Raw genomic sequence first — 25,266 nt, 5'->3', positions numbered from 1 at the left:
GGATCAATTTTGACAACCTCATACGCGTATATTGATCTGTAGCCGTTTGCACGATACGGCTTTCATACCAGAACCGGAACGCCGTTATGATGTCTACAGCCGTCCAGAAGATTCGCCAGGTCCTGATGAACGACACCATTACGCGTGCACAGATGGCGGAGCTCTATCGCCCGCTGGTCAGGGGCTTTTGCGCGATCGTTTGCGCCTATTACCTGGGTATCGGATTATTCATACAACCGTTTCTGGAAAGCCCTGCCATCAGTGCTGTGATGATACCTCTGCGGTTTTGTCTGGCCGTCGTCGCAGCCTGCGCCTTCTATCTGATGCGAGGGACCCGATCACTGACGCGACTGGAGTTGGTTCTGGTCACGCTAAGCCTTTTCATGGTTTTGAATTTTGCGATTAACCAGCACACCCAGTTTCGACTTCACGCTCTCTTCAACTTTGCGGTTATCCTCATTGTGGCCGGTGCCGCCAGCCCGTCGCTGCGGGTCTTCGCTGCCAATGCGATCGCCTGCATTGCGGCATGGTTGTACGTGACCAAGCTCTATGTGCCGGAGCTTGTCAGGACGCAAATGTCGATGGCGCTGGCCGCCACCGTGGTTGCCGGCCTTTTATGGGGGCTGCTGAATCACGCGCTGCGGGCGGCGCGGCACGCGCTCACCCTGGCCGAACAACGCGGCGATGAACTGGAAAGGTTCGCCTATATCTGTTCGCACGATATGCAGGAGCCCGTGCGGATGATGCATACCTATGCCGGACTGCTGGAGCAGGATGCAAGCGATCGACTGGAAGACAACAGCCGGCGCCATCTGTCGCTCATCCGAGACAACGCCGTCCGTATGCAGCGGATGATCCGCGACATTCTCGGATTTTCAAGGATAGGCAGCGGCGAGATTGACGTCGAAACGGTCGACGCCGGCGCCGTCGCCACGGCCGTCGTCGCGGAGTTTGAGGATGTTATAACCGCCAAGGGCGCAACTGTGACCTGCGGCGAGCTGCCCACGGTGCGGGCCAGCCACACGTTACTGACGGTGGTCCTGCAAAACCTTATCGGCAATGCCCTCAAATTTCAGGATGGATCGCGCCCTCCGAATATTGAGATCGCCGCCCTGCCCGACGGCGCCCGATGGCGGTTCGAGGTTCGGGACAATGGGATAGGTATTGATCCGGCTTACCGCGACAAGGTCTTCACCCTGTTCCAGCGCCTCAATCGCAAAGAAGACTATCCCGGGACCGGTATCGGACTGTCGACCTGCCGCAAATTCCTGAAGCTCTACAACGGTGACATTGATTTTGAATCGGTGCCGGGGCATGGCACGACGTTCTGGTTTACACTGCCGCGGGGGGCGGCGGGAAAATGAGGCGTCGTCGGAGTGTCACAGGCCAATTTTCCCTCTCGCCATGACGGGGTTTCGGCGCTAAACACCGCGCCCCTCCCCTGACGCGGCGTTCTCCCATGTCCCGACCCTATTGCGGCATCGACTTCGGCACCTCCAACTCGGCGGTGTGCGCCGGCCTGGGCGATCACGTACGGCTGGTGCCCGTCGAAGGTGACGCCGTCACCCTGCCCTCGGCGATCTTCTTCAACTTCGAAACCGAAGAGGTCAGCCACGGCCGCAAAGCCATTGCCGAATATCTCGACCACTATGACGGCCGGCTGATGCGGGCGCTGAAATCGATCCTGGGCTCCAGCCTGATCGGCGAAACCACCCAGGTCGGCAACCGCCGCAAGGACTTTCGCGCCATCATCGGCATCTATATCGGGGAACTCAAAGCCAGGGCCGAACGCTTTGCCGGCCACGCCATCGACCAGGTCGTACTGGGACGGCCGGTCCGCTTCGTCGACCATGATGACGTCGCCGATGCCCGCGCCGAGGCAGAACTGCGCGGCATCGCCCAGGCGCAGGGGTTTCGCGAGATCGCCTTCGAGTACGAGCCCCTGGCGGCGGCCCGCGACTACCAGTCCGGTTTGCAACAGGCGGAGACCGTTCTGGTCGTCGATATCGGCGGCGGCACGTCGGACTTTTCTGTTGTCGAGTTGGGGCCTATGGGCGGTGACAGCCGCATCCTGGCCAATGGCGGGGTTCATATCGGCGGCACCGACTTCGACACGCGGCTGAGCCTGGCCACCGTGATGCGCGACATGGGCTATCGCACGCCCTTGAAAAGCGGGCTGGAAATGCCTGGCCTCTATTATCATCAGTTGTCGACCTGGCACCTGATCAACTTCCTCTACACGCAAAAGACCATGACCGGAGTGCGCCAGCTCCATCACCAGGCAGCCGACCGCAGCCTGACCCAGCGCCTGATCAGCACAATCGAGCACCGCGCCGGCCACGAAATCGCCAGCAAGGTCGAACAGGCCAAGATCGCGGTATCGGATGGTGAACTTGCGCGGATGGACCTGACCGGCATCGACGACGGCTGGACGCACGACGTGACCCGGGACGCCCTGATCGGCGCGATTGCCGCCGATGTCCAAAAGGTGGTCGACGCCGCCACCGACACCGTGGTCACGCGCGCGGGCCTGCCGCCTTCGCGGATCGAGACCCTGTTCATGACCGGCGGTTCGACGGGTTTGCCGGGTTTCGAAGCCGCCATGCGCGCCGCCTTCCCGCAGGCCCGCGTCCACTATGGCGACCGTTTTGCTTCGGTCGCCAGTGGGCTTGGCCTGGCGGCAAAGGAACGCTACGGGACCTGACAGGCTGAGCGGCTCACCTGGAATTCCTGAAGACAGCTTAGCCGACCTGCCGGCGACGGATTCGCCTGTCGAACGATTTGGCAGGCATTTGTCGCTACGCTAACCTAACAAAGAACCACCCTTCGAACGCAAGACCCGACAGAATGTCTAAATCGAAAAAGCGAATCCGCGCTGTTGTCCTTGGCGGGTCGAATACGGTCATGGGTCTGAACCCGGACTATCGGATCGGCTATCTCTGGGAAACCTTCAAGGCGTGCAAGAAGCGGGGCTGGAAGCTCGACGTCATCGACGATCTGTCGGTGGGCGGCACCACCATTTTCAACGGTCTGTTCCGGCTCAAATCCTGCTCCAAGCTCAAGAAGGCCGACGTTCTGATCGTCGAATATGCACTGAACGACACGTCCGGGCACGAAAAAGATCGCAAGCTGCTGCAGCACTGGGCCCGCGCCTACGAGGGCGTGATCCGCTATGCCCTGGCGCAGAATCCGCGACTACGGATCATCTCGGTGATCCTGGAGTCGCGCACCGCGCCGGCCGAACGGCGCCTCAGCATGATCCACGCCGCCATCCACCGTCTGTCGGACGTTTACCGCACACGGGTGATCGATATCGGCCGCACACTGGTGGAGACCGTCGGCCCGGAACAGGCATGCAGCGACCTCTATTATCTGGACTCCCACCATCTGGCCGCGCCCGCGGTCGAAATGACGAAAAAAGCCCTGACCCGCGAGCTTATCAAGGCCGTCAGCAAACGACGCCGCAAGCGCGACCTGCCCGAACCCATGGATCCGTTTCACTTCGCCGACGCCACGGCGGCCGGTCTCGATCACCTGCCCGAGGGGCCGCGCATCCATCGCGGCAACCGGCGTTTCCATGCTGATGGCCTCGAACTGGCCGGCAAGCGGCTCGTTTTCACCTTAGTCGAGGGCAAGCTGCTGGGGCTAAACTATATCTGCGAACTGAGTACCGGACCTGCCTTTATGCGGTGCGGCGATCTGCTGTTCCATGTCAATGTGATGAAGCCCGGCATCACCGCCGGCAATTTCGACTTCCTGGTCGCGGCGTCCGGGTGCGACTTCCTGTATCCGCCAGACGTCAACCGGCCGGCGGAGACCCGGACCTATTCGATTTCACCTGTCGCCGACGGGGAAATCACCAAGACCGTAACGCCGCGCAGCATGTCGCTGCATCCGGTCAATCCCTCGCCGACCCTTGCCATCGTCGGACTGCTCTATACCGGCCGGATGGTCGATGCTCGCATCGAAGACGTTCTGGAACCTTTGCCGGAACGGATGGCTGGCAGTTAGAGCGCATTTCAATCCAGTAAAATCGGTCGCTAAGATCGGCCAGTAAAATTGGATCGAAATGCGTTCTGGTGTCAGGCTTTTTGCGTGGCACGCTCCGGCGCCGCGTGGCCGCGTCCGGGCTTTAGCGCCCCGGCGGCAATAAAGCCGATCGAGGCAACCAGCAGCACAACCGTCGTAACCACGCTGGCTTCCGGTCCGAAGGCCGCGCCGGTCAACCACCAGGGGGCACCTTCAGCGGGCGCGAGATCAACGACAAGGGACGCTACCGCGATCTTACCGCCGCTAACCTCAAGTCCAAACCCGACGCCCAAGAGCGTGTTCCAGGCGGAATGCCAGGCGCACACGCCCCACAGCGAGCCTTCCTTGATGGCATAGAGGCTGATCATGACCGCAAAAAGGACAATGTTGACCAGGCCCAGAATCAGTTCCTTCGACAAACTGATATTGCCGGCATGGAGCAATGAAAAGACGATCGAATTGATCACTATCGCCAGGATCAGGCCGTGGCGCGAAGCGACCAGTTGCATCAGCCAACCGCGCATCAGAATTTCCTCGGTCGCCCCCTGAATGATGAAGCCACCGAACAGACACAGGATGGGCAGGAACAGAAGCGGTGTCGGCGCCGTCCAGACTCCGGCGCCTTCGACGCGGTAGCCGCCTAAGACCCAGATCGCACCGACGACAAGGCCCAGACAGGCAAAACCCACCAAAAGTCCGCGCATGTAACGCGCAAGCCCGTGCGCGTTGAAGCCCAGTGCGACAGGCGACCGGCGCTCAAACAGCCAGGCCCAGACGAAAACGAGAATGGCTGTGACGCCGAAACCTGCCAACAGTATGCTCAAGGGTTGCCATTGGGTCTCCAGGTCGGCCTGGCGAAAGCCCAGCGGCTTCAAGATGCCGAAGATGGTTGTAAGCTGCCCTAAAATGAAGAAGACGACGAGCAGCACGATGGCGGCTGCCGTCCAGGTGCGGCGATGCCGCGGTGTCCGCGGCGCGTATAGTTCTGTTCCGGTCATAGTGCCCCTCCTGGCCTGTCCGCGGCCGCCAAGGCGGCCGATTGCGCCCTTCGTTTCAGATGCAAGCATCTGCGGCAAGTTAATTCGGGGTAATGCCAGCCTGGTGTCAGGTGGAATTCGGTCCACTGACAGGACAATTTTAACACATGAAAATCACTATAGTTAACCAGACAAGACCGCGCGGCTCGGCGGCAAGAAACGACAGGGAAGCTATGCTCAAGCTTGCAAACGTATCCGTCACCAGGAAGCTTCAGCTCATCATGGCCCTGGCCCTTGTGGCCTTTGTCGCCGTGTCCGCCGTGGCGCTTCTGGACTATCGCCAGGTCATGCTGGGCGACAGGATGGACAAGACGCGGAACGTCGTCGAAGTCGCCGGCAGCGCCGTGCGCGGTCAGTACGAGCGCTTCCAGAAGGGCGAGATCAGCGAGGCCGAGGCCAAGGCGGCCGCCATCGCCCAGGTCAAGGCGCTGCGTTACGAAGGCCAAAACTATTTCTGGATCATCGACGACCAGGCCCAGATGATCATGCACCCGTTCAAGCCCGAGTTGGACGGTACCGAAGCCGCCGATATCAAGGATCCGAACGGCGTGCGTCTGTTCTCCGAGATGACGGTGGCGGTCGAGCCCGGCCATGACGGCTTCGTGCGCTATGCCTGGCCCAAGCCCGGCGTCGACAAGACCAAGCCGATGGCCAAGATTTCCTATGTTTCTGCCATTCCTGAGTGGAAGTGGATCGTCGGGTCGGGCATCTATATCGACGACGTCAACACCGCCTTCACGGCCCAGATGACCAAGTTCGGCGCCATTGGCCTGTTCACCCTGCTGGTGCTGGGCGGGGTGAGTTGGATCATCGCCCGCGATATCCGCCTACCTCTGGCGCGTATCACCCAAGGCCTGTCGGCGCTGGCCGAGGGCAAGGATCTGCCGTCGCAGGGCGACGAGCGGCGCGACGAAATCGGCGCGATGATGCGGTCGCTGCAGGACCTGAATGCCCGATTGAGCGATGCCCGCCGTCTTGAGGAGGCGCAAAAGTCGGATGCCCTGGCCAAGCTAACCCAAAAAGCCCAGCTCGAGGCCGAAATCAACGCCTTCAAGGGCACGGTCGGCGACATCATGGGCAAGCTGGGCGGCGCGACCCAGGACCTGAAGCACGCCTCGGACGACATGACGCACATGGTCACCTCGGTGAACGACAAATCGCGCACCGTGACGGCCGTGACCGGCGAAACCTCCGGCAATGTCCAGATGGTCGCCGCGGCGGCGGTCGAAATGTCGGCCTCGATCCGTGAGATCGCCAGCCAGACCGGTTCGTGTTCGATGGCCATCCGTGATGTGGTGGAGCATATGCACAAGGCCAGCAGCACCTCGCAAAAACTGGACGAAGCGACCAAGCGCATTGTCGAGATCGTCGACCTGATCCAGAGCATTACCGGCCAGATCAATCTGCTGGCGCTGAACGCCACCATCGAATCGGCGCGGGCGGGCGAAGCCGGCAAGGGTTTTGCCGTGGTCGCCAACGAGGTCAAGCAACTGGCGACGGCAACCGGCCGCGCCACCAGTGAAATCACCCTCAATATCGACAATATCCGCGAAGTGTCGCAGGACGTCATCCAGGTACTGCACGCCATCAGCCGCGGCGTCGACACGGTCGACCAGATCGCCGTCAGCATCTCGTCCGCCGTCGAGGAACAGAGCGTGGTGACGGCCGATATCGCCGCCAATATGAGCACGGCGTCGATGAACACCGATCGCATCAGCCACAATGTCGAGGATATGAGCCGCGCGTCTGACGACGCAACAGTTTCGGCGCGCAAAACCTCGTCGTCGGCCCATATCCTGTCGGAACAGACGGAGCACCTGAAGACGGAAATCCTGACCTTCCTGGACCGGGTGTCGGCGTAGGACTAGAGCGCGGCCTGCGTTTGTCCGATACATTACGGCCGCGATGCGGTAAGACGCGTTGGTGATGACGATTTTCGCCAAATGACAGATCTGGGCCAAATAACGGTCTTGGGCCAAATAACGGTCCTGGGATGGACGGACTTTTTCGCGGATCAGGTGACCGCTGATGAGGCGCACCTGATCCCCTGCCGCATCGCCCAGGTTCACCGCGCCCGGCTGAGCGGCCTGTCGTCGGCGGGGCCTGTCCGACTGAACCTTCCCGTCCATGCCAATACCGGCGAATATGCCGTCGGAGACTGGGTTCTGGCCGAGCCGGAGACGCATGATCTGCGCCGGCGGCTGGATCGCCGGACCTTGCTGCAACGCCCCGTCGAAGGGCAGTTCCTGCCGCAACTGGCGGCCGCCAATGTCGACACCCTGTTTATCGTCACCTCGTGCAATGCGGATTTCAATCCGGCGCGGCTGGAGCGTTACCTGGCCATGGCCAACGAAGCTGGGACGACACCGGTCATGGTGCTGACCAAGGCCGATACCGTCACCGATGACCGCGACTACGCCGGCGAAGCGGCGGCCCTGCAACGAGACCTGGCGATCGTGACCGTGAATGCACGCTCACCCGACGCCGCCGCGGCCCTGATGCCGTGGTGTCAGGCGGGTCAGACCGTGGCCCTCGCCGGGTCGTCGGGTGTCGGCAAATCGACCCTGGTCAACACTCTGTCGGGGGCGGAGCAGCTTACCGGCGGGGTGCGTGAGCAGGACACCAAGGGCCGGCACACAACCACGGCACGTTCGCTCCACGCCATCCCGGGGGGCGGCTGGATCATCGACACGCCGGGGATACGCAACCTGCACGTCGGAAATTTTGCCGCCGGGCTCGACACCTTGTTCGCCGAAATTACCGAGTTGGCGCCGTTGTGCAAGTTCAGCAATTGCAGCCATGACCATGAACCGGGCTGCGCCGTGCGGGCCGCCGTCGCCACTGGCAACTTGGATGCCGATCGCCTGGTGCGGTGGCGCAAACTGTCCGAAGAGAATGTCAGCAATACACCGGTACAGACCGGGCCGCGTGGCAACCGAACGACGCAACGGCCAAACCGGCGCTAAGGTTGCCAGCCCCCGACGAGTCAAGCTCATCGCGAGCAGGCACTACATTTTCGAGGGACAATAGTTTTTCAGATAGTCGCCATGGCTTGGCATATGCTGCACGACATGTTGGATGGATTTTTCAATGCCATCCAGTTCCTTGCGCGTTTTCGCGTCTTCCAGGCTATCCGCCATCACGTTGTGCCCTTTCATGACGATGCCCTGCCCCATCATGACCGCCGCCCAGCTTGTTTCGGTAAACAGCTCGTCGTCTTCCCGGAAGATCTGACCATTGTGCTGAAAAAGCTCGATTTTTTCCGTCAGGCTTGGGGGCACGGGCATGGTCCGGCAGTAATTCCAAAAGTCGCTGTCGTCGCGGCTTGTCGCCTTGTAGTGCAGGATAAGGAAATCCCGGATGCGTTCATACTCCTTGCCCGTCAGACGGTTGAAGGCGTCTTCCTGCGCCTGGGTGACACCATCCAGCGAAATGAGAGAGATAAGCTTGTTGATGCCTGTGTTGACCAGGTGGATCGACGTCGATTCCAGAGGTTCCATAAAGCCGGATGCCAGCCCGAGGGCCACCACATTCTTGTTCCAGAACTTCTTCCGCCGCCCCGTGACAAAGCGCAGAAAATTGGGTGACGCCCCGGGTTTGCCGGCGATGTTGTTCACCAGGATATCCAGGGCTTCCTCGTCCTCCATATAGGCCGAGCAGTAGACATGGCCGTTGCCATTGCGATGTTGCAGCGGCACCTGCCATTGCCATCCGGCGGTGTGCGCGGTGGCGCGGGTGTAGGGCAAGGGACCCGAGCCGTCCCCCCGCTCGCAAGGCAAGGCCACGGCGCGATTGCACGGCAGAAAATGCGACCAGTCGTCGTATCCCGTTTTCAGGGCCTGCTCGATCAGGAGGCCGCGGAAGCCCGAGCAATCGATGAAGAAGTCGCCTTTGAGCGAGTCGCCATTGTTCAGGGACAGCGACTCCACAAAACCGGTCTGCGCATTGCAGATGACATCCGTGACCTTCCCCTCAAGACGCACAACGCCGCGCTTTTCGGCATAGCCGCGCAGATAGCGCGCGTAGCGCCCGGCATCGATATGATAGGCGTAATTTATCGGCGGCAGATCTTCGTGTTTGTAGTCATCCGTTCTGGCAAAGCGGCCGAACTGGGCAGCCATGGTCTCGATGTTAAAGATCTGAATGGGCCGCTTGTCGCCGGCCATTTTGTATCTGTGCCAGATATGGTGGAACGACACCCCGTCGACCTGATAGCCATAGTTGCCAAACGGATGGATGTAGCTATCGCCCAGCTTACCCCAGTTGACGAATTGAATGCCGAGCTTGAAGCTGCCCTGGACCGCTGCGAGCATTTCGCGCTCGTCAATGTCCAGGAGGCGATTGAAATCGAGGAACGGCGGTATCGTTGCCTCGCCGACACCCACGGTTCCAATCTCTTCGGACTCGATGAGAACAATATTGACCGGTCGGCCAGACCGCAGGCGTGAGAGCGCCGCCGCCGCCATCCATCCTGCCGTACCACCGCCGACGATTACGATTGTTTCAATGGCTGTCATAGCTGATCCCAACTTCTTCAGGTTCTTGTCTTCGCATAGAAAATTTATCTCGACCTACCCCGGGCACGCAGCGGGGCCGACAGATTATCAAAGTCGTATTGCGGCAGGTCCCTCCACCTACCGTCATGAGCAAAGGCACTCCGAATTGGCCTGTCCTTTGTCATACGCCTCACGCCACCCAGTCAGACAGCCCGGCGCCCCTACCCAGATCGCCAGATTGTCAAACAAGAAGGTTGCTCGACCTGCCCGGTTCAAATTAACACCAACAGCCGGCATTCTGAATATCATTCCCTTCAAATACTGACGCGACAGGTTCCGGACGTGTTTTATGAGCCCTGCGCCACATTGGTTTGACACGCCACAGGCTGTCCGACAAGACACAGTCAGGACAAAAATAGCGACAATTCCGACATAGCGGCCATTTTTCTTGACAATCTTGCCCCCGCTTGCGACCACGTTTTTGTCAGAAAGCAATGTACCTTTCATTTATCCGAGCGAATGAAAGGCATGTCATGGATATTTATTCAATTAAAACAAGCTATTGAATAAGCATCTTAAGAATTGTACCGCATTGTCCGATTTGACAAAAACGACAGGACATATCGTTGCCCTGTCAAAAAGCAGACAACGAGAGCCGACACATCGTGCCGACGAGCGAAGCGCTAATTGAGGGAACGGACACGTCATCACGTTACCCAAGAGAAACCTGGCTTGGTCACAGCTATGTCGGGACGCGATCAAAGCCAAGTGCATCGCGAATATTGTGGCGTATGCGGCTCTGTGAAGCTCTTCAAAACTATAGAATTGTCTGAAGTATAAACAATCGAACCCTTAACCAGGGTGGCGCAGGAAAGTACATGTAATGAAAAACATCACGGGCAATGCTAACACCTTTAAAGTGCATCGCTTAAATATATTGACGACAGCTTCTGTCATCGCGATGGTGGCTTTATCGTCGCAGGCCTGGGCGCAGACTCAGGACACGGCGTCAGAAACTGCAGAAACTGCCGCCGCAACCACGGAGGCTCCCGAAGACGTCGCCATTGTCAAGGGCTTCCGCAAGGCCTTGCAGAGCGCGCAAACGATCAAGCGCAACAAGGATACCTTTGTCGACGTCATTACGGCCGACGACATTGGTGCGCTGCCTGACCGTTCTGTCGCCGAATCCTTACAGCGTGTCCCAGGGGTCAATATCTCCCGCTTTGAAAAGCGCGAAGATCCGGACCGCTTCTCGGTGGAAGGCACGGGCGTGATCATTCGCGGCCTGCCCTATGTCCGTTCAGAACTGAATGGTCGCGATATCTTCTCGGCCAATGGCGGTCGCGAGCTTTCGTTTAACGACGTGTCTTCGGAGTTGCTGGGCCGCGTTGAAGTGTTCAAGAACAATACCGCCGATATGATCGACGGCGGCATCTCCGGCACGGTCAATCTGGTAACGCGCAAGCCTCTCGACAAAAAGGGCTTCCGTTTCGCCGGTACCGTCGAGGCCAACTATGGCGACATGGCCAAGACGTGGGCGCCGGGTTATTCCTTCCTTCTGTCCAATACCTATGAGACCAGCAAGGGCACGTTCGGCCTTCAGATGGCCTACGCCTCTTCGGAGCTCATCACTAAGACGGATGCCTCTCAGATAACCGACCCGTGCTACCGCGACGCGTCTCTGACAACCGGCTGTATCCGGGTGCGTCCGGTGGGCTCGGGTGGTTTCTCGGGTTCGACCGCCTTCAACTCGTCGAACTTCCCCCCGGCCAACGCCGTTTTTGTCCCGAAGGGCGCCGGGGTTCGCACGACGGACCTGACGCGCAATCGCGATGCCATCTCCCTGGTCGGCCAATGGGAAAGCAACGACAAGACCGTGCTGGCCACACTCGAATATCTTAAGGCCGAGACCGAACACACGCTGGAAGAATACTCGATTCTGGCCCTGGTCAACGACGATGCCCTGTTCCCGATCCTGGCGCCGGGCACCACGGCGACCTATGACGGCAATCAGTTTGTCAAAGGCCGACTGACCCAGGCCGGCTTTGGTATCCCGACGGAAATGCTGCGTTTCCAGCAGGAAGTCGCCGCCGACACCGAAGACCTGTCGCTGGCCATAAAATACAACCCAACCGACCGGATCGCGCTGAACTTCGAAGCGCAGCATATTAAGTCCGACCGCCGCGACACCGGCTTCATTTCGGCGATGCAGACCTATACCGACATCGATATCGACAATACCGGCGATACACCGGTCGTCCAATTCCTCCAGCCCAATACGGCCACGTCGCCTACCAGCTATTTCAACGATCCCTCGAAGAGCCTGTTCTGGTTCCTCCTCGACAGCCAGACCAAGAACGAAGGTGAACTTAAAAGCGTCAGGGCAGATGGCAAATATGCCTTCGACGACGACGGCTTCTTTCAAAACGTGCGTTTTGGCGCGCGCTGGAGCAACCGCAGTCGCATCACGCGTAATTCCAACTTCTCAAACTGGGGTAACCTGGGCGCACCCTGGACCGGACGTGGCGGAAACTGGAATTGCGGCGATTACCAGGCCTTTGGCTGCGGCGGTGCGTACGTAAAGGACTTCCCCAATGCCGCCAATGTGCGCAATCCTTTCGGCGACAACTTCCAGCGCAACAATGTGCCCGTTCCCCTGGGCAACGGCTCGGCCTTCTTCTTCGGCGGTGACAACAGCGTCCAGGAATACCTCAGCGGCCTGACGCAGCAACAGGCGGCCGCCATCACGGCGTCAACCCTGTCGCCCAACGCCTGGTTCCCGATCTCCGCGCGCGGCAATAATCTGCCCGGCGGCGTGTGGAATGCCGGCGAAATTTCCGACGTCGGAGAACTCACCAACTCCTTCTATGTGCGGTCCGATTTTGGCCACGACTTTTCGGACACGCTCAAACTGAGCGGAAATGTCGGCGTCCGCTATGTCAGCACCCGGGTCAAGAGCGGCGGCCAGATTGGCTTCCCGACGGGCGAATTCTTCGACGCTGTGTCCGCCGGCGGCAATGGCGATGGCGTCGTCAGCGTAGCGGAATTGCAGACCTCATGCGCCAATGTCCAGCCGGGACAGGTTGCGCCGGGTTATTGCGGTCTCTCGACGGCGCGACTGGCGCAATTTGCCACCGTGTTCACCGGGGAAGTTCTGGACGACAGTGCAGATATCGAGTTCGAGCACGTCCTGCCCAGTGTCAACGCCAAGCTCGACTTCGGCAACGGGATGCTTGTGCGCGTAGCAGCTTCAAAAAGCATTTCCCGGCCGGACCTGTCTGCCTTTGCGACCGGCGGAAGTATCTACGACAATACCTCCGCCTTGCGGTCGGGTGGGACCCTGGAAACCGGCCCCATGTTCGCCATCAACACGGGCAATCGCCTGTTATTGCCGATTGAGTCCTGGAACTACGACCTGTCCTATGAATGGTACTTCGCCCGGGTGGGGTCGGTTTCGGTCTCCGCCTTTATGAAGGACATCCAGGGCATCGTGAACAGCGGCGCCAATGTGCGCAACTTCAGTTCACCGCAAGGTGTCTCGACCGACGTCCTGGTGAACGGGGCCGTCAACAGTGATGGCGGTGCGCTGACCGGCTATGAAGTGTCGTATATTCAGACCTATGACTTCCTGCCGGGCTTCCTCAGCGGTTTGGGGTCTCAGTTCTCTTACACCTACGTCGATGCCGGTGATTTCGATAACTCCAGACTGGGCGCTGAGCAGAGCCCCTTCGCCGGCGGCTTACCTCTGGCCGGGGTTTCTGAGCACACGCTCAACGCGGTTGGGTTCTATGAAAAGGGTCCGCTTGCCGTGCGCCTGGCCTACAACTGGCGCTCAGAGTTCCTGCAAACCCCGAGAGACGTGATCTTCCCGTTCTCGCCGATCTACGTCGAGAGCACAGGGCAGTTGGACGGGTCGCTCTTCTACAGCTACTCGCCGCGGATCAAGCTTGGCATCCAGGGGGTTAACCTGCTGGATGAGGTGACCCAGACGAGCCAGGTCATTGACTTCAAGGGTACCCGCGTAACGCGCTCGGCGTTCCGCAATGACCGTCGCTTCACCGCCATGGTACGCTTCGATTTCTAAATAGGTCTTGCCGGCCTGCGATGACACATCGCCGGCCGGCAAACCTACCTCAGTACGCATACTGAGGATTTCGCTGGACCGCCCGAGCGATCCAGCTTTTTCGGCTTAGGGCGGGGTTTTGATGGATCAAAACCCCGCCCTAAGTTTTTGTTCTGACGCGAAATTTTAGCCAAAGACGTGAACGTCCGCGCGGTGGTCGCTCTTTTTGACATGCGCCCCTGCCGGACTTTGCGGGCAACTGCTAACTATTATGGGGCTTCGATGGGCACACCGTCCTTCTGCGGCTCTGCAAACTGTGGCCGGCCATCGTCACCCCAGGTGACCGGCTGGATGCGCGGCGAACGCTGCGGCGTACACCCCATATTCGGGCCTGGGTTGGCGTGATAAATGATCCAGGTCGTCTTGCCGTCCGGCGACGTGAAGAAACCGTTGTGTCCCGTGGCGTAGATGCCGTTGGATACCGATTTGGCCAATACCGGCGTCGCCGACTTGGTCCATGACGCGGCGTTAAGCGGGTCGCTGCCGGCGGGGGCGCTCAGCAAACCCAGAGCATAGTCATCCGACCAGCAGGCACTGGCCGAGTAGGTCAGGAACAACTGGCCGTCAGGGCCTTGCAGGAATTCGGGCCCTTCCAGAATCTGACGACCGCCCTGGCGTTCCCAAGCCAGGTCCGGACGGGCAAGGATGGTCTCGCCTCCGGCCAGGGTCCAGGGATCAGCCATCCGCGAAATGCTCAGGACACTGTCCGGTCCGACATAGGGCGAGTAGACGAAATAGCGCTGGCCACCATATTCGAAGGTCGTGCCGTCGATGCCGGCCAGGGCGGTATTGACCCGGCCCCGGTCGACCCAGTCCCCAGTGGTGGGATCTGCACTGGCATTTTCCAGCACGAAGACACCACGATGCGCATCGTCGTCGAAACCCGCCTCAGCGGCCGTGTAATAGAGATACCATTTGCCATCGATACGATGCAGTTCGGGCGCCCACAGCGAAATCGCGGCCGGCCCCTGCCGCGGTGGAAGCCAAACCGTTTTTCGCTTGGCCTTGGACAGGCTGGCAATGTCGAGGGTCTTCCAGATGACAATACGATTGCCCATGGTGTGCATGTAGTAATAGGTGTCGCCGTCACGCGTAATCCATGGATCCGGCCCCGAATCCAGCAACGGGTTTGTGAAGGTTTCGGCGGCGCCGGCCTGTGGCGACACCAAAAAAAAGGCGACGAAAAGCGGCAAAAACCTGAGCATATCTCTCCATTCCCACATTTATCTTATTTATAATATAATAATGGAGAGGCGTGGGATACGCAACCAAAATCCGGGCAATTTATGCCGCAGCCTGAAGGCGAGATGGTTGCTACGGATAACGGCTCTGAGGTCAGAGGCCTGTCGGACGGCTTATCCATCCGATCTATAATACAATTAAGCGCCAAACGACTTGCCGTTTGAGGCGTTTGACCATATCAATGCGACCAGAGATATTTCACCCTTTCGGTATTGCAGCCATCGATGCACGTTGAAAAAGAGTTTGGCTCGACCTTTTCCTTGGGCCGTAACCTGACCATCGGACTGCTGGACCATCTCGGCAAGGCGATCGTTGTTGGACATTACGACAACAAGGTTTTCCCTACCGAAGCCGTGCTCGCTGAGCAATACGGCGTCAGCCGTTCGGTCACCCGCGAAGCCGTCAAGATGCTGACCGCCAAGGGTCTGCTGATAGCGCGGCCGCGCCAGGGCACGGTCATCCAGCCGACCTTGCAATGGAACCTGCTCGACAAGGATGTATTGCGCTGGCTTCTGGAGCGCAAATTCTCGCTGCGCCTGCTGCGCCAATTTACTGAACTGCGCGTTTCGGTCGAGCCCAAGGCGGCCGAACTGGCGGCACACAACGCAGCCTATGAAGACCTGCAGCGCATGAAGCTGGCTTTTGAGCGCATGGTACGCGCCGATGGCGGCGACGGCGACCCGACCGTGGCCGATATCGACTTTCATATCTCGATCCTGTTCGCCTCCGGCAATCCGTTTTACTACCAATTCCAGGAGCTGATCCGCACGGCGCTGATGACGTCGATTCAGTTTACCACCCGCGTCAACCAAGCGACGCCGAATATCGAAGCCCATGAGAATATCATGAAGGCCATTTTCGATCGTGACCCCAAACGCGCTTATGCGGCCATGCACCTGATCGTCAACGACGTGCTGCTGGTTATTCACGCCCAGGAAGACGCCGACAAGCGCGCGCTTTAGCTTCTGGCTTCGCGAGTCATTCGGCGGATCAGTTCCACCTCCGCCTGGCGGTAGGGCCGGCCGTCAGCATGCAAGATATCGTGAAACCACAGGGTCGGCTGGGTGTCGATATAGGGCCTTTGCCATGAATCCCACGGCATGTTCGTCTGCGTCTTGCCGACAACGAAGCCCCAGTTGATCATGGCGACATTTTCGCGCCGGCCCGTCACCAGGGCCGAATCAAACGTCGAGCCGTTACCGCGCGCCATGTATTCCGTCAGCAGCAAAGGCCGGCCATAGGGCCTAAGTTGCGCGATTCGGGCTTCCAGGATTTCCGGCCAGTCGTAATTGTGAAAGCTGATGATGTCGGACTGTTCGAGTTGGATGCTTTCGACGGCATTCAGCCGGCCCTGTGGGGACCAGTCTTCGTTGTGCCAAAGGCCACTGGTCAAGGGCTGCACCGGCCCCGCGCTGCGTACCCAGTCGAAGACTTGCGGCAACAGGCCGGCCACCAATCGAATTTTTTCCGCTTCGTCGAGCTGGTCATAGGTCGCGCCGCCCTGGTTGTCCGGCTCGTTCCACACGTCCCAGGCCAGAACGCGCGCGTCCTTGGCAAAGGCGCTGACAACCGCCTTGGCATACGCCTTCAGGCGCGGATAGTGCGCGGCATCGCGCAGGCCTTCGGTTCCCGGGCTTTGGGCCCAGCCGGAGTTGTGCGTTCCGGGGCGGGGCGCGCGTTGCAGTCCCGGCTGCGGATTGGGATCCCAGCACGAATCGAACAGCACGAAGATCGGTCGGATGCGGTGGCTGTCGGCAATCCCAAGGAAGTTGTCGATACGCCGAATCAGTCCATCGGGGTCATCGGCCCAGATCCGGTCATGAAGGAAGACCCGGGCGGTGTTCATACCGATCCCGGCGGCCCACCCCAGTTCCCGATCGATCGTTACAGGATCGAAGGTGGCGGCCTGCCACATTTCAAACTGGTTGATTGCGGTGGAGGGTATGAAATTGCTACCGACCAGCCAGGGTTGCCGGTCATACCAGCTCTGCGCGGCCTCGGCAGTCCAGCGCATTCGCGTTTCCTCCGCATCGAGAGAGGATCGCGCCTGATTGGATGACACCATGACGATTAACCCGGACTGATCGCGCCAAAAGACTGCGATTAAATAAGATTTATATGAAGAAATCTTCCACACCTGCGGCCAATGGTCAACGCCGTGGGACAAGGATTGCGAAGATAGAAAAAGCCTCCCCTCTCGGGAAGAGAAGGGAGGCAAGGTTAGAACCTCCAGGGAGGAGGGTCGCAGAGGAAGGAAAAACTAGTAGCGGAAGCGGATACCGACCGAGTAGACGGTTTCTTCGTTGCGGATTTGCGTGTTGTAGATACCGTTGCCGCCGCCGGCGATGTCGTTCATGTAGACGCGATAGACGCGCAGGGGTTTGGGGAACAGGTTGTTCAGATCGGTAGCAATCGAGAGATTGTCCGAAATCCGGTAACTGGCCGAGACGTCGACCCGGGCCGTCCCCTTGGTGTATTCGCAGCCAGGGTTGCCGCCCCAGTCCTGAACCGCGTCACAGACATTGAGCCACTTGCTGCGGGCGTTGTAAGCCAGGCGTGCCGACCACGGTCCGTTTTCATACATGCCGGTCAGGTTGCCGGTCAGGCGCGAAACGCCCGGCTGGTTCTTGTCCTGCTTGTAGGAGGACGGCGAGTTGCTTTCCATGTAGGTCAGGTTGGCCTGGATGCCGAATTGCGTCGCCCAGGTCGGCAGGAAGTCATAGTCGAAGAAGGTGGTGAACTGAACTTCCGCGCCTTTGAAGTTTACCGTATTGGCGTTGTAGGGCACACTGATGCGGACGTTCTGCGTATCGGTGGCATAGCCGTTGTTGTTCGGATCGGGCGCCGGATTGTTGGTAAACTGGTCGTCCGTGATCTTGATGACCTGGTAGTTGATGAAGCCGTCGACCTTGCGATGGAAGACATTGGCCGCAAACAGGCCCGTCGCGCCGAAATAGTGTTCGAACGTCACGTCGAAATTGTCGGAGGTATAGGGCTTCAAGTCGATATTGCCCGACCCGCCGCCCCAGCGGAAATATTCGTTGGCAACCGAGTCGTATTCGATACGCGTGCCGGAATTGACGACGTAGTTCGGGTTGAGGTCGCCGAAGTTCGGCCGCGTGCGCGTTTTGTTAGCAGCGATACGGATCTGCGTGTCGTTCGTCACATGCAGACGCATGCTGGCCGTGGGCAGGGTATCGGTATAGCCACTCGTCAGGGTGCGCTGGCTGCTGGTGACGCTTTCATCCGTGTCGACCACGCGGACGCCGACGATGCCGTCCACCGGTATGCCCCAGTCGAAGGCGTAGTCGATCTGGCCATAGGCCGCGGTCGATTTTTCATTGGCCGTGAAATGCTGGTTGGGATTGTAAGGCGGCGGTCCGTCGGGGAAACCGACGAGGGCCCGCAGGGAGTTGGCCTTGGCGCGGATCGAAGCCGAGGTCGGGCCCGCCCAGCTACGCACCGACGGGTAGGTTTCGCCGACAAAACCCGGCGTGGTCGTGCGGATATCCAGGCCGGTACTTGCCAGCAGGATATTGGCGCCCTCCACATTGTTGTAACGTTCGCCGTTGTCGAAGGCCGCCTTGCGGTCGACCGTACGGACGCCGAAACGGACGCGGGGCAGATAGGACAGGTTGGTGCGGTATTCCGCATCGGTGCGGAACTGAATGTCACGGCCACGCGCCGACAATTGCCGGTCGAAGAAGCCACGGAACTTGCCATTGGCCGGATTGGTCGTGTCGAAATTCTCGAAGGTGAAGTTCACGCCACCGTCCGAGCCGGCGTCGTAATCGACATGGACCGAAGGGCTGCTGGTAAAGGCAAAGTCCCAGCTATAAACGGAAAGAAAGAATTTGGACTGGGTCGAAGCCAGGTCGGCTGACACGGTCCACGGGCCGGATTTCCACTTTCCGCCGGCTGCGACCTGATAGGTGTCAGTGCGGCCCGTGGTGGCCGCCTGCCAGCCCTGAACGCGGACAGGATTGTCGACCGTCATGCTTTCGACGCGGCTGTTGTCGAGGCTCAGCTCGATATCGTTATACTGGCTGCCGCCCCACAGGGGGACCTCCATATTGCGGTCATACACCTTGGAGCGATAACCTTGGTAAAGGAAGTCGGCATAAAGCTCCAGTTCCTCGTTCGGGCGCCATTGCAGGGCGGCATTGGCCGACGGACGCTCGCGGTCGTGTTCGGCATAGTTGATGCCGATCAGGTCGCCGAAACGCTTGCCGGCATATTTCGACGCGTCCGGGGTTCCGGCGCCGCCCGGCAGGGTGGCGCTGACGAAGGACCCGATGAAGCGCTTCGAGTCGAGGAAGTGGAAGCGATTATAGGAAACGTTGAGCAGCGCGCCGAACTCGCCGGCCCCGGTCGACCAGCGGTTGCTGATCAGCAGGTTGCCGTTAGGTGCGTAGTCCTTGGACTGGTTGGCGTAGAGGTAGTTGGCCATACCCGAGATTTCGCGGCCCTTGAAATCAAAGGGACGGCGGCCGCGGACATTGATCAGACCGGCAATCCCGCCTTCGACCTGATCGGCGGTGGTCGACTTAAAGACTTCGAGCGCGGCGACGTTGCCTGCGGCGAAGTCCTGGGAGGCGACGAAACGGCCCTCGGCAGTAAAGATATCGCGACCGTTATAGCTGGTGGCGATGTTCGGCAGACCGCGCACCAGAACGCTGTCGGCTTCACCGCCATTGCGGCCGACGGTGACGCCGGTCACGCGGGCCAGCGAGTCCGACACGGCCGTATCGGGCAGCTTGCCGATTTCCGCCGCGACGACGGCGTCAACGATCTGGTCGGAATTCCTCTTGAGAGCCCGCGACGACGCCATACTGCGGCGCAGACCGGTAACGACGATGGCATCGCCCGGCGCAGCGGCGGCATCTGCCGACGTCTCCGGCGCGGCCTGATCCTGCGCAGTTTGGGCATTGGCAGACGCACCCCACGCCATCATCGAAATGGTCGAGGCGGTTGCCAGTATAATGGCCTTAAGTTTCATATCCGGTTTCCCTCTGTTCTTGTTTGTCGGTTTCGGCGCCTCGTGGCAGGGCGACGTTCTTGAGCATGATATATGATTTATATGATCACGAGATCAATCGCTTTTTTCGCGAGAGCGTTAGAAAATCCCAAATGGTGCAATTATGATACAATTTAATTTATTGAACAATTTCAATTTATTAACGGACATCTTTGCGTACAGGGAGCCAAATTCGTTGAAAGCGTCGACGACAAAGACTATCACCTTCTTCTTATTTATCGTACTTTTGAAGCGACGATATGCGCTCAATGGAGGATGACGGATGCAGACTCAGTCCAAACGGCCCCTGATAGGCCTGCTGTCGTTTTGCTGTCTTCTGGCCTTTGTCCCGGCCTGTGCCCAGGAGGGCATGGCACTTGGCGACGGAACGGCCATGTATCCGCGAGTCGTGCGCCAGACGACAACCCCGGCCAAACCATTGGTGGCCAGTGTCACCGCTTTTGAAGGCGGCGCTCATGCCGATATCTTCCGCAGCGACGACGATGGCGTCACCTTTACCAAGGTGAGTGAGATCCGCGATCCAGATTTTGCCGGCGGCCTGTGTTGCGGCGGTCTTTATGCCCTGCCGGTGGCGGTCGGCGCCTTGAAGGCCGGAACCTTGTTGTATGCCAGCTCGGTCGGACAAGGCATCGACAATCAGCCCATGAGACTGAAGATTCATCGCAGCGACGATAGCGGCGTAACCTGGTCCAATCTGTCGATCTGTTATACGGCGCCGGTTCAACGCAAGGGCGGCGGGCTGTGGGAGGTTGAATTCCTCCTCACCGCGAACGGACAGTTGGGGTGCCTCTTCTCGGATGAAACCGTCCCGGGTCATTCGCAGATCCTGCAGCAATCCCTGTCGTCAGATGGCATCCACTGGTCGGCACCAAAGGCGATCGTGAAGTTGGCGCCATCCGGGGACAGGCCTGGCATGCCGGTCGTTTCGCGGCTGGGCGACGGGCGGTTTTTTATGACCTATGAGATTTGCGGCCCCGGCCACAATTGCGATGTCTATACCCGCTTTTCGGCCGATGGCGTCGACTGGGGCGATCCGGCCGATGCCGGGCAACAGTTGGTAACACCCGACGGCTTTACCCTACGAGCCACCCCGACCCATGCGCTGGCGCGCGGGTCGGGCAGACTGATCGTGACGGGCCAGCGCGTCTATCGCGGCGGCGTTCACCAGAAGGATGCGGCGGTGACGCTGTTTGTCGATGACAGCGGCACTGGCGCCGGACCGTGGCGGATGACCCCTGCCCCGGTCGATGTGCGGGATATCCCGGCGGACGGCAATGTCTGTCAGAACTATTCGTCGCCGGTGTTGGCGTCGGAGGATGGCGCGTCGATATTGTCGATCGTCACGGACTATTCGGATGGCAAGTGCCGGGCCCGCTTCGGAACCGTGCGCCTGTCTGAGTGAAAGCTATCTGGCCACAATGACCGGAAGGCCGGTGCTCCAGTCGACCAGGTCGATATACATGACGCGGCGGCGGTTTCGGTCCGCGTCGCTGCCCAACCAACCGTGATAGGCGATCCACATATCGCCATCGATTTCGAAAAGGCTCTGGTGACCAGGTCCGGTCAGGGGCGGATTGCCCGGCTCGCTTTGCAGAATAGGGTTTTCCTTGGCGTCGAGGCATGGCCCGATCGGCGTCTTGCACATGGCGTAGCCGGTCGCGTACTTTTCGTTGCTGTAGTCGTTGCCGGCGTAGAACATCCAGTAGATTGGTCCGCGCTTTATCATCTGGGTCGCCTCGACCACGCCGCCCTCCCACGGCATGTCGTTGATGACACCCGAGACTAGGTGCGGCTCGCCCGTCAGGGACAGGCCGTCGGCACTGAGGCGCTGGGCGACAATGCCGGTTGGCACACCACAGCAATTGCCGTCGGTCTTGACGTATAGCCACAGGTCATCGCCGTCGCGGAAGGGGTTGGCGTCGATGGCGCCGATGTCGCCACCGCAGGTCAAAGGCTCGCTCTGCGGCCGGAACGGACCTTCCGGTGCGTCGGCCACAGCGGCGCCGACGCATAAGGTCAGGCCGTCGGGACGTAGCTTTCGGGCATGGCGGGCGCTGAAATACATGACGTACTTGTCGCCGATCTTCATGACCTCCGGCGCCCAGATATCCGGGCCGTAGCGCCGCGCCCAGGACGGTGTCCGCGGCATGGCGTCGACCGGCGCGCTCCAGGTCAGGCCGTCGGCGGAACGGGAAAACTGCACATTGAGGTGCCGGTTACCGACACCGCCGTTGGTCGCATAGGCGGCCAGTCCATCCTTGGTCACCAGGACGAAGGGGTCGGGGAAATTGACATCGAGCACGGGCTGGCGCTGGACCGGCTCAGCCGCATGAACCGCGCCGAAACAGCCAGTGATGACGAGCGCCAAAGCCGCCATAGCCTTGTTTACCTGTGTCCTTTTCATGTGACTCCACCTTAATTTTTTTGATGCAACGAAGCGCGTCATGGCTCATTATAAGATTTATCAGTATTATAATATAATTCAATTGGCTTTTCGGATTTTGGCGGTATTCAGGACTTGGCGCGGGCTCGCGTTGACGTCAAAGCATACCGCAATCAGGCCGGATGTCGCCGGGAGAAACGCATGGATCGCCATATCCGCAACATCGTCATTGCCGGCGGCGGCTCGGCCGGCTGGATGGCGGCTGCCGCGCTTAGCAATGCCCTGCAGCGGAACTGCACCATTACCCTGATCGAGTCGGAAGAGATCGGTACCGTTGGGGTCGGCGAAGCCACCATCCCGCCCATCGTCCGCTTCAACAAGACTTTAGGCATCGACGAGGCTGAATTCGTCCGCGCCACCCAGGGCTCGTTCAAACTGGGCATCCAGTTCGTCAACTGGGGCAGGTTGAATCATGCGTACTTCCACCCGTTCGGCAGTTTCGGCCGCGACTTCGACATGGCCGGCGTCTTTCATTACTGGCAGGCCGCGTTCGAGGCCGGACAGGCCGGCGGGCTTGACGACTACTGCATGGCCTGGTCCGCCGCGAAGCGGAACCGCTTCGCTCCGCCGTCGGCCGATCCGCGCCACGTCCTGTCGACCTATGACTATGCCTACCATTTCGACGCCGGCCTCTACGCCGCCATGCTTCGCACGTATGCGCAGGCCAAGGGCGTAAAGCGTCTCGAAGGCCGGATTGTCGCGGTCGGGCAGAATGCCGAAACCGGTTTTGTCGAGACGCTGACGCTAGACGACGGCCGTAGCGTTGCCGGCGAGTTGTTCATCGATTGCTCGGGCTTTCGCGGCCTGCTGATCGAAGGCGCGCTAAAAACCGGCTATCAGGACTGGACGCACTGGCTGCCGTGCGACCGGGCCCTGGCCGTACCCTGCACCTCTTCTGCCGACTTCACACCCTATACCCGATCCACCGCGCACCAGGCCGGCTGGCAATGGCGCATACCGCTGCAGCATCGCACCGGCAACGGCCATGTCTATGCCAGCCAATATATCAGCGACGAGGACGCGGCCGCTGTGTTGATCGCCAATCTCGACGGTGCGCCCCTGGCCGATCCGCGGCCCCTGCGCTTTACCACGGGCCGGCGCAACCACTTCTGGAACAAGAACGTCGTCGCCATCGGCCTGTCGAGCGGGTTCATGGAACCGCTGGAATCAACCAGCCTCTATCTTATCCAGTCGGGTATCGCCAAGTTGCTGATCCTCTTTCCTGACCGTGACTTCGATCCCGTCCTGGTCGATGAGTTCAACCGCCTGACGCGCACCGAGTTCGAGCGCATCCGCGACTTCATCGTCCTGCACTACAAGCTCACCCAGCGCGACGATTCGCCCCTGTGGCGGTACTGCGCCGCCATGGACATTCCGGACTCGTTGCGCGAAACCATCGCGCTGTTTCGGCGCTACGGCAAGATAGCTCACCGGGAACTGGATCTGTTCGGCGACCCGTCCTGGCTGGCGGTTCATATCGGTCAGATGAATTTTCCCGAACGCAACGATCCTTTGCTGGCTTATCGCGAGGCCGATGGCGCGGCCTGGCTGACGAAATTCCGTTCGGTGATCGAGGGAGCGGCCGAAACGCTACCGGACCATGGCGAATTCATTGCACGCGCTGGTATGAAAGCGGCGGGTCGATAAAAAACCGGGGAGGTCGCCCTCCCCGGCTTCGGCTTATTTCTTCTGGTTGAAGGCCTTTTCGGCCTCGGCCGTCATGGCCTTGATCTGGTCGGTTTCCGCCTTGCGGTAGGGTGTGCCGTCCGGATGGAAGATGTCGTGGAACCACAGGGTCGGTTGGTTCAGGGTATAGGGACGCTCCCACGAATCCCACGGCATGTTGGTCTGGCTCTTGCCCAGCACAAAGCCCCAGTTGATGACGCCGACATTGTACTTGCGGGCCAGCGGCAGGGCCGAATCGAAGGTCGAGCCGTTACCACGCGCCATGTATTCGGTCAGGATCATCGGACGGCCATAGACCTGCAACGACTTGATGCGCGCTTCCAGGTTCTCCGGCCACTCGTAATTGTGGAAGGTGATGATGTCGGACTGTTCGACCTGAACGCGTTCGACGGCGTTCAGGCGCTCCTTCTTATCCCAGTCGGGATTGTGCCACAGGCCGGCGGTCAGGGGCTGGTTCGGATCCTGGCTGCGCGCCCAGGCAAAGACCTGCGGCAGCAGCTTGGCGACCTGGGCGATCTTCACCTGTTCGTCCAGTTGCTTGTAATTGCCGCCACCACGGTTGTCGGGTTCGTTCCACACGTCCCAGGCCAGGATACGGTCATCCTTACCAAACGCCCCGACGATGCCCTTGACGTAGGCTTCGTACCTGCCCCATCCGGCTTCATTCATCAGACCGGCATTGCCAGGGCTTTGGACCCAGCCGGAATTGTGCGTGCCGGGCGTCGGGCGGTGCTGTTTGCCGGTCACCGGATCGGGATCCCAGCACGAGTCGAACAGCACGAACATCGGCTTGATCTTGTGCTTCTGCGCGATCGTCAGGAAAGTATCGATGCGGGTCTTGAATCCTTCCGGATCCTGCTCCCAGAGCTGGTCATGCAGGTAGACGCGCATGGTATTCATACCCAGCGACTGGGCCCAGCCGAATTCGCGGTCGATTTCGACAGGATTAAAGGTGTCGGCCTGCCACATCTCGAACTGGTTGATGGACGAGGTGTTCAGGTAGTTGCTGCCCACCAGCCACCTTTGTTTGCCGTACCAGGCATGGGCCTGGGCTTCGGTCCAGCGCTGGGTTTCGGCATGGGCCATGGTCAGGGCCTGGGTGGCGAAGACCATCGCCATGCCGCTTCCGATCAGGAAGAACTTCATCGGTTTCATGTCTTATCCTTCTGAAT

General features: G+C 59.8%; 16 protein-coding genes. 9 read left to right on the top strand and 7 right to left on the bottom strand.

Annotated features, from left to right (window positions below):
- The first annotated feature begins 86 nt into the window (after positions 1-86).
- The 3 genes from ABI_RS23510 (at position 87) to ABI_RS07710 (ending at position 4,011) form a co-directional block, all read left to right on the top strand.
- Positions 87-1,364, top strand: a complete 1,278-nt coding sequence (locus tag ABI_RS23510; protein ID WP_050808219.1) for a sensor histidine kinase — start codon at positions 87-89, stop codon at positions 1,362-1,364.
- A gap of 95 nt (positions 1,365-1,459) precedes the next feature.
- Positions 1,460-2,704 (top strand): Hsp70 family protein, encoded by a 1,245-nt coding sequence (locus ABI_RS07715; RefSeq protein WP_006272339.1) that lies wholly within the window; start codon positions 1,460-1,462, stop codon positions 2,702-2,704.
- Positions 2,705-2,847: 143 nt separating this feature from the next.
- Complete coding sequence (locus tag ABI_RS07710) at positions 2,848-4,011, top strand: SGNH/GDSL hydrolase family protein (RefSeq protein WP_006272338.1); 1,164 nt, start codon at positions 2,848-2,850, stop codon at positions 4,009-4,011.
- Positions 4,012-4,082: 71 nt separating this feature from the next.
- Here the strand turns inward: ABI_RS07710 and ABI_RS07705 are convergent, their stop codons facing one another.
- On the bottom strand, positions 4,083-5,027 hold the full coding sequence (locus ABI_RS07705) for a CPBP family intramembrane glutamic endopeptidase (RefSeq protein WP_006272337.1): 945 nt from the start codon (positions 5,025-5,027) through the stop codon (positions 4,083-4,085).
- A gap of 212 nt (positions 5,028-5,239) precedes the next feature.
- Between ABI_RS07705 and ABI_RS07700 the strand changes: the two genes are divergently transcribed.
- Both ABI_RS07700 and rsgA read left to right on the top strand, forming a co-directional pair.
- Complete coding sequence (locus ABI_RS07700) at positions 5,240-6,928, top strand: methyl-accepting chemotaxis protein (protein WP_169313714.1); 1,689 nt, start codon at positions 5,240-5,242, stop codon at positions 6,926-6,928.
- 108 nt (positions 6,929-7,036) lie between these two features.
- The gene (gene rsgA / locus ABI_RS07695) at positions 7,037-8,032 is read left to right on the top strand and encodes a ribosome small subunit-dependent GTPase A (RefSeq protein ID WP_245531310.1); all 996 of its coding nucleotides are present in this window, start codon (positions 7,037-7,039) and stop codon (positions 8,030-8,032) included.
- A 42-nt stretch (positions 8,033-8,074) separates the two neighbouring features.
- Here rsgA and ABI_RS07690 read toward each other — a convergent pair whose 3' ends face one another.
- Complete coding sequence (locus ABI_RS07690; protein ID WP_006272334.1) at positions 8,075-9,583, bottom strand: tryptophan halogenase family protein; 1,509 nt, start codon at positions 9,581-9,583, stop codon at positions 8,075-8,077.
- A gap of 862 nt (positions 9,584-10,445) precedes the next feature.
- Here ABI_RS07690 and ABI_RS07685 point away from each other — a divergent pair.
- Positions 10,446-13,646 carry a TonB-dependent receptor gene (locus ABI_RS07685; RefSeq protein ID WP_006272333.1) on the top strand — a complete coding sequence of 1,067 codons (3,201 nt, stop codon included), beginning with the start codon at positions 10,446-10,448 and terminating at the stop codon, positions 13,644-13,646.
- 248 nt (positions 13,647-13,894) lie between these two features.
- Here the strand turns inward: ABI_RS07685 and ABI_RS07680 are convergent, their stop codons facing one another.
- Positions 13,895-14,890, bottom strand: a complete 996-nt coding sequence (locus ABI_RS07680) for a glycoside hydrolase family 43 protein (protein ID WP_006272332.1) — start codon at positions 14,888-14,890, stop codon at positions 13,895-13,897.
- Between the two features lie 261 nt (positions 14,891-15,151).
- On the opposite strand from ABI_RS07680, the gene ABI_RS07675 reads away from it, so the two are divergent.
- On the top strand, positions 15,152-15,889 hold the full coding sequence (locus ABI_RS07675; protein ID WP_006272331.1) for a FadR/GntR family transcriptional regulator: 738 nt from the start codon (positions 15,152-15,154) through the stop codon (positions 15,887-15,889).
- On the opposite strand, the gene ABI_RS07670 is transcribed toward ABI_RS07675, so the two are convergent.
- Positions 15,886-16,941, bottom strand: coding sequence for a glycoside hydrolase 5 family protein (locus ABI_RS07670; RefSeq protein WP_006272330.1), 1,056 nt, complete (start codon positions 16,939-16,941; stop codon positions 15,886-15,888). The genes ABI_RS07675 and ABI_RS07670 overlap by 4 nt on opposite strands.
- A 246-nt stretch (positions 16,942-17,187) precedes the next feature.
- Positions 17,188-19,926 carry a TonB-dependent receptor gene (locus tag ABI_RS07665; RefSeq protein WP_006272329.1) on the bottom strand — a complete coding sequence of 913 codons (2,739 nt, stop codon included), beginning with the start codon at positions 19,924-19,926 and terminating at the stop codon, positions 17,188-17,190.
- 301 nt (positions 19,927-20,227) lie between these two features.
- Between ABI_RS07665 and ABI_RS07660 the strand changes: the two genes are divergently transcribed.
- Entirely contained in the window at positions 20,228-21,367 is a 1,140-nt protein-coding gene (locus ABI_RS07660) for a sialidase family protein (RefSeq protein WP_006272326.1), read from the top strand.
- A gap of 3 nt (positions 21,368-21,370) precedes the next feature.
- Here ABI_RS07660 and ABI_RS07655 read toward each other — a convergent pair whose 3' ends face one another.
- Entirely contained in the window at positions 21,371-22,369 is a 999-nt protein-coding gene (locus ABI_RS07655) for a glycoside hydrolase family 43 protein (RefSeq protein WP_006272325.1), read from the bottom strand.
- Positions 22,370-22,549: 180 nt separating this feature from the next.
- Between ABI_RS07655 and ABI_RS07650 the strand changes: the two genes are divergently transcribed.
- Positions 22,550-24,055, top strand: a complete 1,506-nt coding sequence (locus ABI_RS07650; protein ID WP_006272324.1) for a tryptophan halogenase family protein — start codon at positions 22,550-22,552, stop codon at positions 24,053-24,055.
- A gap of 33 nt (positions 24,056-24,088) precedes the next feature.
- Here the strand turns inward: ABI_RS07650 and ABI_RS07645 are convergent, their stop codons facing one another.
- Positions 24,089-25,249, bottom strand: a complete 1,161-nt coding sequence (locus ABI_RS07645; protein ID WP_006272323.1) for a glycoside hydrolase 5 family protein — start codon at positions 25,247-25,249, stop codon at positions 24,089-24,091.
- Positions 25,250-25,266: the final 17 nt, after the last annotated feature.

The organism is Asticcacaulis biprosthecium C19 (assembly GCF_000204015.1).
In the GTDB taxonomy this organism is placed as follows: domain Bacteria; phylum Pseudomonadota; class Alphaproteobacteria; order Caulobacterales; family Caulobacteraceae; genus Asticcacaulis; species Asticcacaulis biprosthecius.
Note: the sequence above shows the minus strand (reverse complement) of the source record. Positions and strands in the feature narration are given on the sequence as shown.

Excerpts from the sequence above, each read along its gene's own strand:
- ABI_RS07665 (WP_006272329.1), bottom strand. The coding sequence starts at position 19,926 with ATGAAACTTAAGGCCATTATACTGGCAACCGCCTCGACCATTTCGATG.
- ABI_RS07710 (WP_006272338.1), top strand. The coding sequence starts at position 2,848 with ATGTCTAAATCGAAAAAGCGAATCCGCGCTGTTGTCCTTGGCGGGTCG.
- ABI_RS07675 (WP_006272331.1), top strand. The coding sequence starts at position 15,152 with ATGCACGTTGAAAAAGAGTTTGGCTCGACCTTTTCCTTGGGCCGTAAC.
- ABI_RS23510 (WP_050808219.1), top strand. The coding sequence starts at position 87 with ATGATGTCTACAGCCGTCCAGAAGATTCGCCAGGTCCTGATGAACGAC.
- ABI_RS07715 (WP_006272339.1), top strand. The coding sequence starts at position 1,460 with ATGTCCCGACCCTATTGCGGCATCGACTTCGGCACCTCCAACTCGGCG.
- ABI_RS07670 (WP_006272330.1), bottom strand. The coding sequence starts at position 16,941 with ATGCGCTGGACTGCCGAGGCCGCGCAGAGCTGGTATGACCGGCAACCC.
- ABI_RS07685 (WP_006272333.1), top strand. The coding sequence starts at position 10,446 with ATGAAAAACATCACGGGCAATGCTAACACCTTTAAAGTGCATCGCTTA.
- ABI_RS07645 (WP_006272323.1), bottom strand. The coding sequence starts at position 25,249 with ATGAAACCGATGAAGTTCTTCCTGATCGGAAGCGGCATGGCGATGGTC.
- ABI_RS07655 (WP_006272325.1), bottom strand. The coding sequence starts at position 22,369 with ATGAAAAGGACACAGGTAAACAAGGCTATGGCGGCTTTGGCGCTCGTC.
- ABI_RS07680 (WP_006272332.1), bottom strand. The coding sequence starts at position 14,890 with ATGCTCAGGTTTTTGCCGCTTTTCGTCGCCTTTTTTTTGGTGTCGCCA.
- ABI_RS07650 (WP_006272324.1), top strand. The coding sequence starts at position 22,550 with ATGGATCGCCATATCCGCAACATCGTCATTGCCGGCGGCGGCTCGGCC.
- ABI_RS07660 (WP_006272326.1), top strand. The coding sequence starts at position 20,228 with ATGCAGACTCAGTCCAAACGGCCCCTGATAGGCCTGCTGTCGTTTTGC.
- ABI_RS07700 (WP_169313714.1), top strand. The coding sequence starts at position 5,240 with ATGCTCAAGCTTGCAAACGTATCCGTCACCAGGAAGCTTCAGCTCATC.
- ABI_RS07705 (WP_006272337.1), bottom strand. The coding sequence starts at position 5,027 with ATGACCGGAACAGAACTATACGCGCCGCGGACACCGCGGCATCGCCGC.
- ABI_RS07690 (WP_006272334.1), bottom strand. The coding sequence starts at position 9,583 with ATGACAGCCATTGAAACAATCGTAATCGTCGGCGGTGGTACGGCAGGA.